Source organism: Amycolatopsis benzoatilytica AK 16/65, assembly GCF_000383915.1.
Classification (GTDB): Bacteria; Actinomycetota; Actinomycetes; order Mycobacteriales; family Pseudonocardiaceae; genus Amycolatopsis; species Amycolatopsis benzoatilytica.
The window spans coordinates 7,189,832-7,205,056 of sequence record NZ_KB912942.1 but is presented as its reverse complement, the minus strand read 5'-3'; the positions used below and the strand labels follow the sequence as shown (position 1 = coordinate 7,205,056).

Annotated in this window: 11 protein-coding genes; 5 read left to right on the top strand and 6 right to left on the bottom strand. The window is 69.4% G+C overall.

All coding sequences use genetic code 11. From position 1 onward, the window contains the following. Positions 1-5: 5 nt before the first annotated feature. The 3 genes from AMYBE_RS0133515 to AMYBE_RS0133505 form a co-directional block, all read right to left on the bottom strand. The gene (locus AMYBE_RS0133515) at positions 6-2,105 is read right to left on the bottom strand and encodes a PhoX family protein (protein WP_020663762.1); all 2,100 of its coding nucleotides are present in this window, start codon (positions 2,103-2,105) and stop codon (positions 6-8) included. Between the two features lie 161 nt (positions 2,106-2,266). After that, on the bottom strand, positions 2,267-3,487 hold the full coding sequence (locus tag AMYBE_RS0133510; RefSeq protein ID WP_020663761.1) for an MFS transporter: 1,221 nt from the start codon (positions 3,485-3,487) through the stop codon (positions 2,267-2,269). Then, on the bottom strand, positions 3,477-3,950 hold the full coding sequence (locus AMYBE_RS0133505; protein ID WP_020663760.1) for a MarR family winged helix-turn-helix transcriptional regulator: 474 nt from the start codon (positions 3,948-3,950) through the stop codon (positions 3,477-3,479). The genes AMYBE_RS0133510 and AMYBE_RS0133505 overlap by 11 nt, the downstream gene beginning before the upstream one ends. Before the next feature lie 84 nt (positions 3,951-4,034). On the opposite strand from AMYBE_RS0133505, the gene AMYBE_RS0133500 reads away from it, so the two are divergent. Next, a complete protein-coding gene (locus AMYBE_RS0133500; RefSeq protein WP_020663759.1) occupies positions 4,035-4,682 on the top strand; it encodes an HAD family hydrolase in 648 nt (215 codons plus the stop codon). Positions 4,683-4,741: 59 nt separating this feature from the next. Here the strand turns inward: AMYBE_RS0133500 and AMYBE_RS0133495 are convergent, their stop codons facing one another. Further along, positions 4,742-5,830 carry an inositol-3-phosphate synthase gene (locus tag AMYBE_RS0133495; protein WP_020663758.1) on the bottom strand — a complete coding sequence of 363 codons (1,089 nt, stop codon included), beginning with the start codon at positions 5,828-5,830 and terminating at the stop codon, positions 4,742-4,744. 64 nt (positions 5,831-5,894) lie between these two features. Beyond that, positions 5,895-6,452: a PadR family transcriptional regulator gene (locus AMYBE_RS0133490; protein WP_020663757.1), complete on the bottom strand. Its 558-nt coding sequence runs from the start codon at positions 6,450-6,452 to the stop codon at positions 5,895-5,897. A gap of 246 nt (positions 6,453-6,698) precedes the next feature. Between AMYBE_RS0133490 and AMYBE_RS0133485 the strand changes: the two genes are divergently transcribed. The 3 genes from AMYBE_RS0133485 to AMYBE_RS0133475 all read left to right on the top strand — a co-directional run bounded on the left by AMYBE_RS0133485 (position 6,699) and on the right by AMYBE_RS0133475 (position 12,888). Further along, on the top strand, positions 6,699-7,100 hold the full coding sequence (locus tag AMYBE_RS0133485; protein WP_027928279.1) for a DUF5318 domain-containing protein: 402 nt from the start codon (positions 6,699-6,701) through the stop codon (positions 7,098-7,100). A 523-nt stretch (positions 7,101-7,623) separates the two neighbouring features. Beyond that, entirely contained in the window at positions 7,624-10,155 is a 2,532-nt protein-coding gene (locus AMYBE_RS42865) for a transglycosylase domain-containing protein (RefSeq protein WP_020663755.1), read from the top strand. 405 nt (positions 10,156-10,560) lie between these two features. Then, entirely contained in the window at positions 10,561-12,888 is a 2,328-nt protein-coding gene (locus AMYBE_RS0133475) for a transglycosylase domain-containing protein (RefSeq protein ID WP_020663754.1), read from the top strand. 132 nt (positions 12,889-13,020) lie between these two features. On the opposite strand, the gene AMYBE_RS0133470 is transcribed toward AMYBE_RS0133475, so the two are convergent. Then, on the bottom strand, positions 13,021-14,088 hold the full coding sequence (locus tag AMYBE_RS0133470) for a Gfo/Idh/MocA family oxidoreductase (protein WP_020663753.1): 1,068 nt from the start codon (positions 14,086-14,088) through the stop codon (positions 13,021-13,023). A gap of 57 nt (positions 14,089-14,145) precedes the next feature. Here AMYBE_RS0133470 and AMYBE_RS0133465 point away from each other — a divergent pair, with 57 nt between their 5' ends. After that, on the top strand, positions 14,146-15,213 hold the full coding sequence (locus AMYBE_RS0133465; RefSeq protein WP_020663752.1) for an ROK family transcriptional regulator: 1,068 nt from the start codon (positions 14,146-14,148) through the stop codon (positions 15,211-15,213). Positions 15,214-15,225 lie beyond the last annotated feature (12 nt).

Sequence of the window (15,225 nt, the reverse complement as noted above, 5' to 3'; positions counted from 1 at the left end):
AAGTGTTACCGGTGGCCGATCCGGCCAGGCAGGCCGAACGCGCCCTTCTTCCAGACCGACACGATCGCCGGCCGCGGCTGCGACGCGCCGCCGTCGGGCCAGTGCGACGTCGGGTTCGCCGAACTGGCCGCGTCCTCGCCCGGGTGCTGCACCGCGACCAGCACTAGGTTCTCGGTCACCACCGGGCCACAGGTCTCCGCGCCGACCGGTACCGACAGGAACTGCTTGACGTGCCCGCGCTCCGGCCCGGAGACCGGCACCGAGAACAGGCCGTCGTTCGCGCCGAGGGTGTTGCCGTCGGTGGAGATCCACAGGTTGCCGTGCGGGTCGAAGGCCACGTTGTCCGGGCAGGAGATCGGGCTGACCTGGTCCTTGGGGAACCCGCCGAAGTAGGTGTCGGCGGTCGCCGGGTCGCCGCAGACGAGCAGCAGCCGCCAGGCGAACCGGGTCGAGGCCGCGTCGCCGCGTTCCTCGTCCCACTCCAGGAGGTGCCCGTTCTTGTTGCGAGTGCGCGGGTTCGCCTCGTCCGGACCGGCTTTGCCGGCCGCGCCGCGGTCGGAGTTGTTGGTGAGCGCGGCATAGATCCGGCCGTTGACCGGATTCGGCTCGATGTCCTCCGGCCGGTCCATTTTGGTCGCCCCGGCCCGGTCGGCGGCCTGGCGGGTGAACACGTACACCTCCTCCGCGGTGAATCCGTCCACAAAGGACTTATCCCCGCTGGCAAGGGGAATCCACTCGCCAGCGCCGTCGAACTCGCCGTCGGCGGGCAGCTTTCCGGAGCCGTCGATCTCGCCCGGGCTGTCGCCGGTGAACCTCGCGACGTAGAGGGTGCCCTCGTCCAGCAGCGCCGAGTTGTGCCGGCGGGCGAGCGCGGAGTTCCCCTTCTTGTACTTGCCCTTCGAGACGAACTTGTAGATGTACTCGAACCGCTCGTCGTCGCCCGAGTAGACCGCGACCCGGCCGTCCGCGGTGATCTTGACGTTCGCCGCCTCGTGCTTGAACCGGCCGAGCGCGGTGTGCTTGACCGGGGTGGAACGCGGGTCGTTCGGATCGATCTCGACGACCCAGCCGAACCGGTTGGGCTCGTTCGGCTCGCGCGAGACGTCCCAGCGCTTGTCGAACCGCTCCCACTTTCGGATGCTTTCGCCGGTGCCGACCGCGTACCGCTTGAGCCGCGCGGCTTCCGCCGGGTCGGTCACCTTGTCCGCGTTGGCGAAGTACTGGTGGAAGTTCTCCTCGCCGGACAGCACGGTGCCCCACGGAGTGACGCCGCCGGAACAGTTGTTCTGCGTGCCGCGCACGCGCTTGCCGGACGGATCAGCCGACGTCTTGAGGTACTTCGACCCGGCCGCCGGACCACGCACCTCGAAGACCGTGTCGAGGGTGATCCGCCGGTTCAGCGGGCTCGAGACGGTGCGCAGCGCGCCGCCGATCGGGTCGCGCAGCGTCTGCAGCACCGAAAGCCCGTGCGCCGCCCAGGCGATCTTCACCTGCTCTTCGGTGGGGTTGGCCGGGTCGTACTGATCGGCCGGGAAGAGGTGCACCTCGGTGGTGTACTCGTGATTGACCACCAGCAGATTGCGCAGGCCGAGCGGATCCTGCGGGATCAGGCCGACGAAATCGTTGTTGTAGCCGAACTGCTTGGCCTGCGCGGCCGCGGTCTGCTGGCGGAAATCGAACTTCGGCGCGCCGGGCACCACCGGGTCACCCCAGCGGATCACCACGTGCTGGGCGTAGCCGTCCGGGATGCTGACCACGTCGAGCTTGTTCGGCGGCACCGGCGTGAAGTCGGTGCCGGGTACCGGACGGCCCTTCGCCAGCGGAGCCGGCGTGGCCGGGACAGCCGGAGCACTCGGGACCGGAGCGGCGGCGGCGGTGCCGGACAGCGCGGCGAACCCGCCGGCCGCCGCGGCCATCACCGCACCCGCCTTGAACACGCCGCGCCGCGAGACGCTCTTGGCGACGTCGCCGAAGTACTCGTTGCCGGTCGGGTTCGGGGCCTCGTGCGCGCACGCGTTGCCGCACCGGTATTCGCAGGTGATCGCGGACCGGCCAGGGTTGTGGTTGGCGAACAGCGGCAGCAGTCGTCCGGGCTCCAGGGACACGGGGCCTCCAGGTCGCTTCTAGGTGGGAACGGAGCGACCGTATGCGGCGAAAGCCCCCTTAACCGGACATAAAGATGAACAGCAGGTGTATTTGCCCCAGGAGGGATAAACAGCACAACCGCCCCTGAACGGACAGTCCAGGGGCGGTCGCGGGGAGTGAATCAGAACTCTTCGTCGCCGACGAGCGCGGCTTCGCGCGGCACCTCGCGCGGATCGGCCTTCTTCTCCCGCTGCGAAAGGAGCACGGCGGCGATCAGGCACAGCACCGCGGCGATCAAGAACGGGCCCTGTTCCCAGCCCATCCACTCGGCGACGTGCCCGACCAGCGTGGCCGCGATCGCGCCGCCGAACCAGCGGCAGAAGTTGTACCCGGCGCTCGCGACCGGCCGCGGCGCGTCGGAGATCGACATCGCGGTGCCGGTGAAGAGCGTGTTCAGCAGCCCGGACACCAGGCCGGACACGACGATCCCGACGACCACGACCGGCTTGCTCGGGATGGCCATCACCAGCATCAGCACCGTGTAGCCGACCACCGCGAGCGCCGCCGCGTGCCGTTCGCCGAAGCGCGCGGCCAGCTTCGGCGCGAACACCACGCCGGCGATCGCGACGCAGAGGCCCCAGCCGCAGAAGATCAGGCCGACCGCGATGGCGTTCCAGCCGAGCACGAACGGGGACCAGGCCAGCACCGCGAAGAACGCGGCGGTGTACAGCGCCGAAGCGAGCGACGTGCGCAGCAGGCCCGGGTGCTTCAGCGCGCGGATCGGGTCGAGGAGCTTGACCGGATCGCGTTTTTGCCGCGAGTCACTGGTCAGGAAGATCGAGCAGAGCAGCAGGGCGGCGACCATCAGCACCGCGGTGCCGAGGAACGGGCCGCGCCACGAGATGGTGCCCAGCAGCGCGCCGAGCAGCGGGCCCACCGCGAGCCCGACCCCGAGCGCCGCCTCGTACAGCAGGATCGCGCCGGATTGGCCGCCGGTCGCCGCGCCGACGATCACCGACAGCGCGGTGGCGATGAAGAAGGCGTTGCCGAGTCCCCACACCGCACGCAAGCCGACGATTTGTTCGATCGAACCGGCCGCGGCGCACAGCGCGGTCGCGGCGACGATCAGCGTCAGCCCGACCAGCACGGTCCGCTTCGCGCCGAATCGGGCGGACATCGCGCCGGTGAACAGCATCGCGATCACCTGCACGCCCAGGTACGACGTGAACAGCAACGTGACCTGGGACGGCGAGGCGTTCAATCCCTTGGCGATGGACAACAGGATCGGGTCGACCAGTCCGATGCCCATGAACGCGATGACCGCGGCGAACGCGGTGATCCACACCTGTTTGGGCTGGCCTTTGACCGCGTCCAGCAAGCTCGAGTGGTGCTCAGCGCTCATCGCGGATCAGTTCCTCCTTCGGGATTTCCGGATCTTGGTGAAAGTCGGTGATCAACTTGGCGAGCGCGGGAAGCGCGGCGTCGATCGCGGCGCGCTCGCCCCCGTCGAGACGGGCCAGCCGCTCGCGCAGGCCGGCTTCCCGGTCGGCGACCAGGTCCGCGTAGAACCGCTCGCCCTCGGCTGTCGCTTCGACCAGCACCGCGCGGCCGTCCGCCGGATCGGGCCGCCGGGTGACCAGGCCCAGGCGTTCGAGCCTGCCGACGACGTCGGTCATCGACGGCAGCCGCACCTTTTCCAGCCGGGCGAGCCGGCTCATCCGGCTGGGTCCGCGGCCGACCAGCTCGGACAGCACCGAGCCTTGGGTGAGGGTGAGCAACTGCGAGGACTCCCGGCGCACCACGTAGTACAGCCGGAAGACCACCGGCCGGAGCCGGCTCGCCAGATCGCTCTCCACCGAAATCACTTAGCTATGCTAACAAATTTAGTTAGGCACTCGAAGTAATTTGGCTCACAAGCCTGCCGGATCCGAAATGTCTAGGCTGAGGACGTGGACGCGGTGATCTTCGACCTCGACGGCGTACTGGTGGACTCCGAGCGGACGTGGGACGAGGTGCGCCGCGCGGTCGTCGCCGAGCACGGCGGCACCTGGCGACCCGAAGCGACCCGCGCCCAGCAGGGGATGAGTACCCCGGAATGGGCGGCCTACCTGGTGGAAACCCTCGGCGCACAGCTCACGCCGGACGAAATCGCGCGCACGGTGATCGACGAAATGGCCGCCCGCTACGCCGGCCAGCCGCCGGTGATCGACGGCGCGGACCAGGTCGTCCGCGAGATTTCCCGGCGCTGGCCGGTCGCGATCGCCAGCTCGTCGCCGCCGGTGCTGATCCACTCGTTCCTGACCGCTTGCGACCTGACCTCGCTGGTCCCGGTCGCGGTGTCGAGCGAGGAAGTGGCCGCCGGAAAGCCCGCGCCCGACGTCTACCTGCGCGCGGCGATGCTCCTCGGCGTCGAGGCCAGCCGCTGCGCCGCGGTCGAGGACTCGACCAACGGCCTGCGCGCCGCGCTCGCCGCGGACATGACGGTCTACGCGGTGCCGAACCCGCACTTCCCGCCGGACCCGGTCGTGCTGCGCGAGACCACCGTGCTGCCTAGCCTCGCCGCCCTGCCCGCCGCTTTGCCCGGCCCAACGCAGTGAAGGGGCCCTGGAGGGAATCAGATTCCCTCCAGGGCCCCTTCACGGACTTCAAGCCTGGGTCAGCGCTCGACCTCGCCGCGGATGAACGCGTCGACCGCGTCGCGGGCGGTCGAGTCGTCGTACTGCTCCGGCGGCGACTTCATGAAGTACGAGGACGCGGACAGGATCGGCCCGCCGATGCCGCGGTCCAGCGCGATCTTCGCGGCGCGCACCGCGTCGATGATGATGCCCGCCGAGTTGGGCGAGTCCCACACCTCGAGCTTGTACTCCAGGTTCAGCGGCACGTCGCCGAACGCGCGACCCTCGAGCCGGACGTAGGCCCACTTGCGGTCGTCCAGCCACTGCACGTAGTCCGACGGTCCGATGTGAACGTTGCCCTTGCCGAGCTCGCGGTCGACCTGCGAGGTGACCGACTGGGTCTTCGAGATCTTCTTCGACTCGAGCCGCTCCAGCTCCTTCATGTTCAGGAAGTCCATGTTCCCGCCCACGTTGAGCTGCATCGTCCGGTCGAGCTGCACGCCGCGATCCTCGAACAGCTTCGCCAGCACGCGGTGCGTGATGGTGGCGCCGACCTGGGACTTGATGTCGTCGCCGACGATCGGGACGCCGGCGTCTTCGAACTTCTTCGCCCACGCCGGGTCCGACGCGATGAACACCGGCAGCGCGTTGACGAACGCGACTCCCGCATCGATCGCGGCCTGCGCGTAGAACTTGTCGGCCTCTTCGGAGCCGACCGGAAGATAGGAGACGAGCACGTCGACCTTGGCGTCGCGCAGCGCGGCGACGACGTCGACCGGGGCGTCGTCGGATTCGGAGATGGTCTCGCGGTAGAACCGGCCGAGCCCGTCGTAGGTGTGCCCGCGCTGCACGGGGACGCCGAGCGGCGGCACGTCGGCGATCTTGATCGTGTTGTTCTCGCTGGCGAAGATCGCGTCCGAGAGGTCGTGGCCGACCTTCTTGGCGTCCACGTCGAACGCGGCGACGAACTCGATGTCGCGGACGTGGTACTCGCCGAACTGGACGTGCATCAAACCGGGCACCCGCGCGGCGGGATCCGCGTCCCGGTAGTACTGGACACCCTGGACCAGCGACGAGGCGCAGTTGCCGACGCCCACGATGGCCACCCGAACGCGGCGGTTCTCGCCCATGCCGGTTTCTCCTTCAATCAGTTCTCTTGCTTCAGCTGGTCTGCCGCGCCGTTGCGGCCGCCGCTCAGCTGCCGCCCGGCTGCTCCGGGCCGCGCTGCTCGGCTTGTTCGTGCGCGATCAGCTCGTTGAGCCAGCGCACCTCCCGCTCGCTGGATTCCAGCCCCAGCCGGTGCAGCTCGCGGGTGTAGCGGTCGATCTTCTCCTCGGCCCTGGCGAGCGCGTCCCGCAAACCCTCGCGCCGTTCCTCCACCCGGCGACGACGGCCTTCCAGGATTCGCATCCTGACGTCGGCCGGTGTCCGCGAGAAGAACGCCAGGTGGACGCCGAACCCCTCGTCGTCCCAGGTCTCCGGGCCCGCGTCGCCGAGCAGTTCGGCGAAGCGTTCCTTGCCCTCGGCGGTGAGCTGGTAGACGCGACGGCCGCGCCGGGACCAGGCCCGGTCGTCCGCCTCGTCCAGCTCCTCGACGAGATATCCGGCCCGCAGCAGCCGGCGCAAGGTCGGGTACAGCGAGCCGTACGAGAACGTCCGGAACATCCCGAGCGTCTCGTGCAAACGTTTGCGCAGCACGTAACCGTGCATGGGGGCCTCGTGCAGCAATCCGAGGATCGCGAGTTCGAGCACACCGCACCCCATTCCGGGAACACACCACGACCGGTGGCGTTGACCTCACTGCACCGGCCCGATCAACCTAGTGGCCGAGTATATCGCGCCGATACATCGAAGTGGCGTAAGTAACCCGCTGGCCGATGTCCGGCTCGCCAGAATTGACCAGAGCGTTATCGAACCTTCGGCGTGTCCGAGCGATTGCCCTGGGCGCCGCTCAGCAGGGGGCACCGCCCGCGCGGCGAGAACCCGTACTCTGTCCTCGTGCGAAACCAGCGGCAGGTAGTGGACTACGCCTTGCAACGCCGTGCGTTGCTGGCCGGCGTCCGCTCCGGACGCGTCGGGGACCATGAGGTCTGCGACGCGAGCCCGTACCTGCTCCGCGCGGCCCAGTTCCACGGCAGGACCGAAGACCGGGCCTGTCCGATGTGCCGCCGGACGCCGTTGCACCTGGTCTCCTGGGTGTACGGCGATGAGCTCAAGCACGTCTCGGGATCGGCACGCACGCCGGAGCAACTGGCCCAGATGGCCGGAGTTTTCAGCGAGTTCACCGTCTATGACGTAGAGGTGTGCCGGACGTGCCATTGGAACCACCTGGTCCTGTCCTACGTGCTCGGCACCGGCGAACCCCGCCCGGCCCGGCCTCGGAGGACAGCGGGCCAGTGACGAGTACGACAACCGCTGCAGAACGCAGGGCGGCTCGCCGCTGTCCTTCCCGGACGACGGCACCGGCAGTGCGAACAGTGCCGGCAGTGCAGCTCTCGGAGGCCCATTCGTGAACGACGACCGCGACCGCTCCTGGCCCAGCCAGGAGCCAGATGCACCTCGCCGTGCCCGCCGGCCCCAGGAGGACTCCGGTCCCGCCTGGCCCGCCGAAGACGCCCCCCGGCGCCCTGCCCCGCCCCGCCGTCCCCCCGCCGGCGGTCCGCGGCCACCTCGTCGCCCGCCCGCCGACTCCGGTCCGGCGTGGCCCAGCGGCGACGAGCCCGGCCCGCAGTGGCCCGGTGCGGACGAGCCGCGCCGCCCGCCGCAGAACCGCGGTCCGCAAGGCCGGTCCCCGCAGGGACCCGGCCAGCAGAACCGCGGCAACCCCACCCGCACGTCGCAGATCCTCGACGGCCAGGCCCCGCCGCCGCGCCGGCAGCCGCCGCCCGGCGGACGTCCCGGTCCCAACGGCGCTCCCAACGGCATGCCGGGGGAGCGCCGTCGCGAAGGCGCTCCCAACGGAAACAGCACGCAGGGCTTCCGGCAGCCGCCGCCCAACGGACGGCCGCCGCAGGGCCGGCGCGTCCCGCCTCCGCCGCCGCCCGCCTACGCCGAGCCGGATCCGGACCGCGAGCCGGAGCTGATCACGCACGCCGCGCACAACGGCTACGCACCGTACGACGACCGGTACGACGACGACCGCTACGACCCGTACGACGACGAAACCAGCCTCGCGCAGTACTCGGACGACGCCGACTTCGAGGACGATCCCGAAGGCGAGGAAGACGGCAAGAACGGCAAGAAGGCCCTCACGCCGAAGCAGCGCAAGAAGCGCCGCTGGAAGATCATCCGGCGCGTGCTGTACGCGATGTTCGGCCTGTTCTTCGTGGTGCCCGCGATCGCGTTCGTGATCACCTACTTCACGGTCAGCGTCCCGTCGCCGCAGGACGTGCTCGCGCAGCAGACCCAGCCGATCACCTTCTACTACGCGGACAAATCGCTGATGGGCCGCTCGGTGCCGCAGGGCGGCGACCGGCAGCTGCTGCAGCCCAACCAGGTGCCCGAGGTGATCAAGCACGCGGTGTACTCGGCGGAGGACGCCACCTTCGAGACCAACTCGGGCTTCAACGTGATGGCGATCCTGCGGTCGGTCTACAACCAGGCGACCGGCGGCACCGGCGGCGGTTCGACCATTTCGCAGCAGTACATCAAGCAGGCCACCAAGAACGACCAGGCCACGCTCAGCCGCAAGTGGACCGAACTGGCGAAGTCGTTCAAGCTGAACAACGAGACGTCCAAATCGGACATCATCACCGGCTACCTGAACATCGTCTTCTTCGGCCGCGGCGCGAACGGCGTCGCCGCCGCGTCGAAGGCGTACTTCGGCAAGGACGTCTCACAGCTCAACGCGTCCGAGGCGGCGCTGCTCGCCGGCATGATCCAGGGCCCGAGCCGTGACCGCGACACCGAGTACGTGCACAAGCGGTGGAACTACGTGCTGGACCAGATGGTGGCCAACCACTGGCTCTCGCCCGCCGACCGCAAGGCCGCGCAGTTCCCGACGCTGATCCCGCGCGGGCAGCAGAAGAAGCAGGACGCCGGCACCCTGGACTACTTCATCCAGCAGCGCATCATGGACGAGCTGAAGAGCAAGGGCTACGACGAGGACAAGCTCTACTCCACCGGCGCGAAGATCTACACCACGATCGATCCGAACGCGCAGAAGCAGGCGATCCAGGCCGTCCAAAGCAACATGGAGGGCCAGACCGACCCCAGCATCCTGGGAGCGCTGGTCGCCGTCGACCCGAGAACCGGCGGCGTGCTCGCTTATTACGGCGGGCCGAACACGATCAAGGGCGACAACGGCAAGGACACCCTCGGGGTGGACTGGGCGAACACCGCGCAGAACCCGGGTTCGTCGATGAAGGCATACGACCTCACCGCCTGGCTGAAGATGGGCAAGGGCCTCGGCGAGACCTTCGACGGCACCAACAACCGCGAGCTCGGCGGCCGTATCGTCCGCAACGCGGGCGAGAGCGCCAGCTGCGGACCGCAGTGCACGGTGAAGAAGGCCATGGAGGTCTCGGCGAACACCGTGTTCTACGACATGGTGTTGAACTGGACGAAGCCGGCCCGGGTCGCCGAAGCCGCGAAGGAGGCGGGCGTCGTCCCCGCCCCGCAGGGCAAGGCGAAGCTCGGCACCAGCGACGCCAACATCGCGCTCGGCGGTGGTGCCACCTCGGTCACCCCCGAGGACATGGCGGCCGGGTATTCGTCGTTCGCCTCCGGCGGGGTCCGGCGCACCCAGCACTTCGTCGCCCGGCTGACGAACGCCCAGGACGAAGTGATCTTCGACGAATCCACGGACAAGGGCAAACCGGCCTTCGACGACAATGCGGACAAGAGCAAGCAGATCGCCGGGAACGTGACCGAGGCGCTCGTCCCGGTCATCGCCGAATCGAAGCTGAAGTGCCCGGACGGCCACGATTGCGCGGGCAAGACCGGTACCCAGCAGTACGACCCGAAAGACAGCGACCCGAGCTCGTACAAGGACCGCAACGCGCAGACCTGGATGGTCGGCTACACGCCCTCGGTGTCGGTCGCGGTCTGGGTCGGCGGCGACGGCAACCGGCCGCTGCACGACAAGAACGACAGGCCGATCTTCGGTAAGACGATCGCCGGTCCGACCTGGCAGGACTTCATGGACAGCTACCTGAAGGACAAGCCGTCCGAGAAGTTCGACCAGGTGCCCCCGATCGGCAAGGACGCGGCCGACATCGTCACGCCGACCCGCACCGCGCCGCCGCGGACCAGCTCCAGCGACGCCCCGCCGCCGACCTCGTCGGAGCCGCCGTCCTCGTCTGCGCCGCCGTCGAGCTCGTCGCACCACCCGCCGTCGGACACCACCACCCCGACCCGGCCGAGCGGCATCTTCGGCAACGGCACCGGCTCTGGCTCGGGCAGCACCGGAGGCAGTCCCGTGGTGAACGGCGAACCGCCAAGACGCACCGGCTGACCTGCGCGGAAGACGAAGGGGCCCTCGGCTGTACTGCCGGGGGCCCCTTTTGCCGGGTTCCGTTCACCGCCGCGTGCGGTAGGTTCGCGACGGCCGTCATCCCCCGGAAAGGGGATCGCCAGCAGAGTGAACCTTGACCCGGGCGAAGCGTCCTGGTCATCAGAGGGGTTCTGCATCCGCAGCGCGCCCGTCTTCGAGAAGAGGATCCGCACCGTGAACGACTGGCCCGACCGCGATCCCGATCCGCGGCAACCACCTCGTTCCCAGCCCGCGCCTCCGCCGTGGGCACGCGGCCCGCAGCGGCCCGCGACTCCGCCGGGCGGCTCGCCGCCGCCGGGGTACCGCCCGCCGCCGCCTGGCCGACGGCCGGTCCAACCGCCTCCTCCGCAGCGCGAGCCGCAGCTGATGACGCACCGGATGGTCGAGGACGACTACCGCGACGCCGATTTCCGCGACTACCGCGGCGACGGCTACGGCGACCCGGACGACGGCTACCCGGCGGACGCGGACCTCGACAAGAAGGGCCGCACGCCGGCGCAGCGCAAGAAGCGGCGCTGGAAAATCGTCCGGCGCTGCTCGTACGCGTTCGTCGGCGTCTTCATCGTGATCCCGGCGATCGCGTTCGTGATCACCTACTTCATGGTCGACGTGCCGTCGCCGCAGAGCGTCGCGCAGGCCCAGACCCAGGCGGTCACCTACCTGTACGCCGACGGCAGCCCGATGGGCAAGGACGTGCCCTCCGGCGGCAACCGGCAGATCCTCACCGCGCAGCAGATCCCGGACGTGGTGAAGCACGCGGTGATCGCCACCGAGGACTCGACGTTCGAGACCAACTCCGGATTCGACGTCACCGGCTTGCTGCGCGCGGTCTTCAACAACCTCACCGGCGGCACCGGCGGCGGATCGACGATCTCGCAGCAGTACATCAAGAAGGCCACCGACAACGACGCGCCCACGCTCACCCGCAAGTGGACCGAGCTGGCCAAGTCGTTCAAGATGAATCAGACGTACGAGAAAAAAGACATCATCACCGCGTACCTGAACATCATCTACTTCGGACGTGGCGCGTACGGCATCGGCGCGGCTTCGCAGGCGTTCTTCCACAAGGACGTCGGGCAGCTGAGCTACTCGGAGGCCGCGCTGCTGGCCGGGCTGATCCAGCAGCCGGGCCGTTCGGAGAACCCGAAGGTCGCCCAGAGCCGGTGGAACACCGCGCTGGACCGGATGCTGCAGAACAACTACATCACCGCCCAGCAGCGCAAAGACGCGAAGTTCCCGGACGTGATCCCGCTGGCGGAGTCCAAGAACGACGCGAACGCGCCGTACAAGTTCATCTCCGGCCAGGTCATGGCCGAGCTGGCGCAGCACGGCATCGGCGAAGACAAGTACTACTCCGGCGGCTACACCGTCCAGACCACGATCGACAAGAGCGCGCAGGAGCTGGCGACCCAGGCGGCCACCGACGCGCTGAAGGGCCAGTCAGACGATCGGCTGCTCGATTCGCTGGTGGCGGTCGACCCGAAGACCGGCGGGGTGCTCGCCTACTACGGCGGACCGGCCACCATCGACGTGGACGGGAAGAAGCAGGCCGCCCGTGACTGGGCGAACACGCCGCAGAACCCGGGTTCGTCGATGAAGGCGTTCGACCTCACCGCGTTCCTCAAGATGGGCAAGGGGATCAACGAGGTCTTCGACGGCAGCAACAACCGGACCTTCGACGGCCGGGTGGTGCGCAACGCCGGCCCAGGTTCCAGCTGCGGTCCGCAGTGCACGGTCGCCGAAGCGATGAAGGTCTCGGCGAACACCGTGTTCTACGACATGGTGCTGAACCAGACCCATCCCGGCCCAGTCGGCGAGGCGGCCAAGGAAGCGGGTATCAAGACCACGCAGGACGGCGGCAAGTCGGAGATCTCCACAGCCGACGCGAACATCGCGCTCGGCGGCGGGAACACCCGGATCACCCCGGCGGACATGGCCAGCGCGTACGCGACGTTCGCCGCGAACGGCGTCCAGCGGGACCGGCACTTCGTGCTGAAGGTGACCAACTCGCAGAACGAGGTCGCCTACGAGGCGCCGGCGCCCACCGGCAAATCGGTGTTCGCGAGCGACACGAACCTGAGCAAGCAGATCGCCGGCAACGTCACCACCGCACTCGAACCGGTGATCGACTTCTCGCACCTGAAGTGCCCGTCCGGCCACGAATGCGCCGGCAAGACCGGTACCCAGCAGCACACCCCGCGCGCGGGCGAACCGAGCTGGGCGTCGAACGCGAACGCGCAGACCTGGATGGTCGGGTACACGCCGTCGGTCTCGGTCGCGGCGTGGGTCGGCGCGGACGGCGACCAGGCGCTGCACGGCAAGGGCACCTCGCCGATCTACGGGTCGACGATCGCCGGTCCGTTGTGGCAGAAGTTCCTCGACGGCTATTTGAAGGGCAAGCCGGCCGAGAAGTTCGACCAGGTCGACCTGATCGGCATCCAGGCGCCGCCCCCGCCGCCGTCGAACACGGACGTGAACCAGCCGCCCGCCGACGGCACCGACCCGAACCCGGGCAACGGCAATGGCAACGACAACGGAAACGGGAACGGGAACGGCCACGGCGGCCCGATCAGCGGCGGCCCGAGCTGGCCGACCGGCGGCAACGGCTGGCCGAGCCACGGCAACCCGCCAGGCCACGACGGTGGGCCGATCAGCGGCGGCCCGTCGACGGGGACCGCACCACCGCAGCAGTAGCCGAACAGCCGGAAAGGGGCGGAAGACCACTCGGTCTTCCGCCCCTTTCGCTGTCTTCGGCCACGAAAAAGGCCGTGGCCGCGACGCTGGGGGATTCCGCCGCGGACACGGCCCTTTTCGCCGAAGGCGGGCTCAGCCGCCGAGTTCGATCACGCGTCCTTCCGCGCCCGCGCGGTGCGCGGCCTCGATGACTTCCAGCGTCGCGACCGCGCTCGCCGGGTCCACCGGGAACTCCGCATCGCCGCGCAAGGCGTCCCGGACCTGGGTGTAAAACGCTTCGTAGCATCCGGTTTCGGTCGGCACCAGCTCGGTGCGGTCGGTGCCGTCGTCGACGCCGAGCCGGCCGGCGTTCGCTTCCGGCTCCACGCCCCAGCCGGCGTCGCCGGGCCGGAGACCGTCCTTGATCTGCGGTTCCTGCACGTCGAGGCCGTACTTGGTGAACGCTGCGGCACTGCCGAGCACGCGGAAGCGCGGGTTGCGAGTGCCGGCGAGCGCCGACGACCACAGGTGCGACCGGACCCCGTTCACGTGGTGCAGCGCGACGAACACGTCGTCGTCCACCTGTACCCCGGGGCGACGACGGTCCACCTCCGCGTAGACCGAGGCGACCGGGCCGAACAGCTGCAACGCCTGGTCGACGATGTGCGCGCCGAGGTCGTAGAGCAGACCGCCGGCCTCGGCCGGGTCGCCGAACTCGCGCCAGTTGTCCTTGACCTTCGGCACCCAGCGGTCGTAGCGGGATTCGAAGCGGAACACGTCGCCGAGCCGGCCGGATTCGAGAACCTTCACGACCGTGCGGAAATCCGAGTCCCAGCGCCGGTTCTGGAAGACGGTGAGGCCGACCCCGTTGGCCTTCGCCGCGTCGAGCACCTGCTGCGCTTCGGCCGCGGTCGGTGCGAACGGCTTGTCGACGACGACCGGCAGACCGGCCTCGATCGCCCGGAGTGCGAGCGGCGCGTGGGTGCGGTTCGGCGTGCTCACCACGACCAGGTCGAGTTCGCCCGCGCGGTCGAACAGTGCGTCTGCGTCCGGGAGCACCTCAGCGTCCGGATAGTCGGCGTGCGCCTGCGCCGCCCGCTCCGGATTCGCGGTGACCAGCACCGCCGGAACGAGCCCCGGCGTCGCGGCGACCAGCGGCGCGTGGAAGATGCGGCCGCCGATCCCGTAGCCCAGGATTCCGACCCGCGCTTCATCAGCCATGCGCGCTATTAAACAACACTGTTGCGTAATTGGCCACCCGTTCGGCATGATCAGCCGATGGCGGAAACCGGCGTAAACCTGCGCGGGCTGCGCCGGCACAACCGGGCGCTGCTGCTCGGGCACATCCTGCGGGCCGGCGGGCTGAGCCGGGTCGAGCTCGCGCAACGGTCCGAGCTCACCCAGCAAGCCGTGTCGAAAATTGTCTCTGACCTGCTGCCCGAGGGCCTGCTGGACGTGCAGCGCCAGGCCGCGGTGGGCGTCGGCAAACCACGCACAATGCTGCGGCTGCGCCCGGAAGCCCGCTGTGCGCTCGGCGCCCAGCTCGACCGCGACGGCTACCTCGTCCTGCGCACCGGCCTGACCGGCGAGGTCGAGGCCATCACGGAAGGCGCACTGCCCACCGGGTTCACTCCCGAAGCCGCCGTGACCGCCCTCGCCGACGGCGTCCGCACACTGCTCGCCGACGTCGATCCGGCCCGGGTGCTCGGCCTCGGCGTCGGCGCGGTCGGCCCGCTCGACCACCGCGCCGGCCGGGTCCGCGACGCCACGAACATGCCCGGCTGGCACGACGTCCCGTTGCGCGACCTGCTCGCCGAACGCACCGGGCTGCCGGTGACGCTGGACAAGAACACCAACTCCGCCGCCTTCGCGCACGCCTGGCCGGAGGAGACCTCGACCGCCACCGCAGTGGTGCTGGTCGGCACCGGAATCGGGGTCGGCCTGCTCATCGACGGACGCGTCTACCGAGGTCCGCGCACCAACGCCGGCGAGTTCGGGCACACCACGATCGCCTACGCCGGCCCGCGCTGCGCGTGCGGACGACGCGGCTGCGTCGAGGTGATGCATCGCGCCGCCGGCACCCCGGCCGACGCCGCCCGGCTGCTCGGCATCGGCCTCGCCGACCTGGTCCAGGTGCTCGACCTGGAACGGATCGTCCTGTTCGGCCGCGCCGTCCGCGCCGCGCCGGAGATCTACCGCGAAACGGTGGCGGCCCAGCTGCGCGAGCTGCTGCCGGTGCCGTATTGGCAGCGAATTGACGTGGAACTGAGCGATCTGGACGAGGAAGCGGTCGCCCTCGGCGCGGCGTTCGAGGTGCTTGCCGGGTTTTACGAGGACCCGAAATGACCGGCACCCCAC

What these genes read in the sequence shown, in the direction of transcription:
- AMYBE_RS0133465 (WP_020663752.1), top strand. Translation starts at nt 14,146, where the DNA reads ATGGCGGAAACCGGCGTAAACCTGCGCGGGCTGCGCCGGCACAACCGG.
- AMYBE_RS0133495 (WP_020663758.1), bottom strand. Translation starts at nt 5,830, where the DNA reads ATGGGCGAGAACCGCCGCGTTCGGGTGGCCATCGTGGGCGTCGGCAAC.
- AMYBE_RS42865 (WP_020663755.1), top strand. Translation starts at nt 7,624, where the DNA reads ATGCCGGGGGAGCGCCGTCGCGAAGGCGCTCCCAACGGAAACAGCACG.
- AMYBE_RS0133510 (WP_020663761.1), bottom strand. Translation starts at nt 3,487, where the DNA reads ATGAGCGCTGAGCACCACTCGAGCTTGCTGGACGCGGTCAAAGGCCAG.
- AMYBE_RS0133470 (WP_020663753.1), bottom strand. Translation starts at nt 14,088, where the DNA reads ATGGCTGATGAAGCGCGGGTCGGAATCCTGGGCTACGGGATCGGCGGC.
- AMYBE_RS0133475 (WP_020663754.1), top strand. Translation starts at nt 10,561, where the DNA reads ATGACGCACCGGATGGTCGAGGACGACTACCGCGACGCCGATTTCCGC.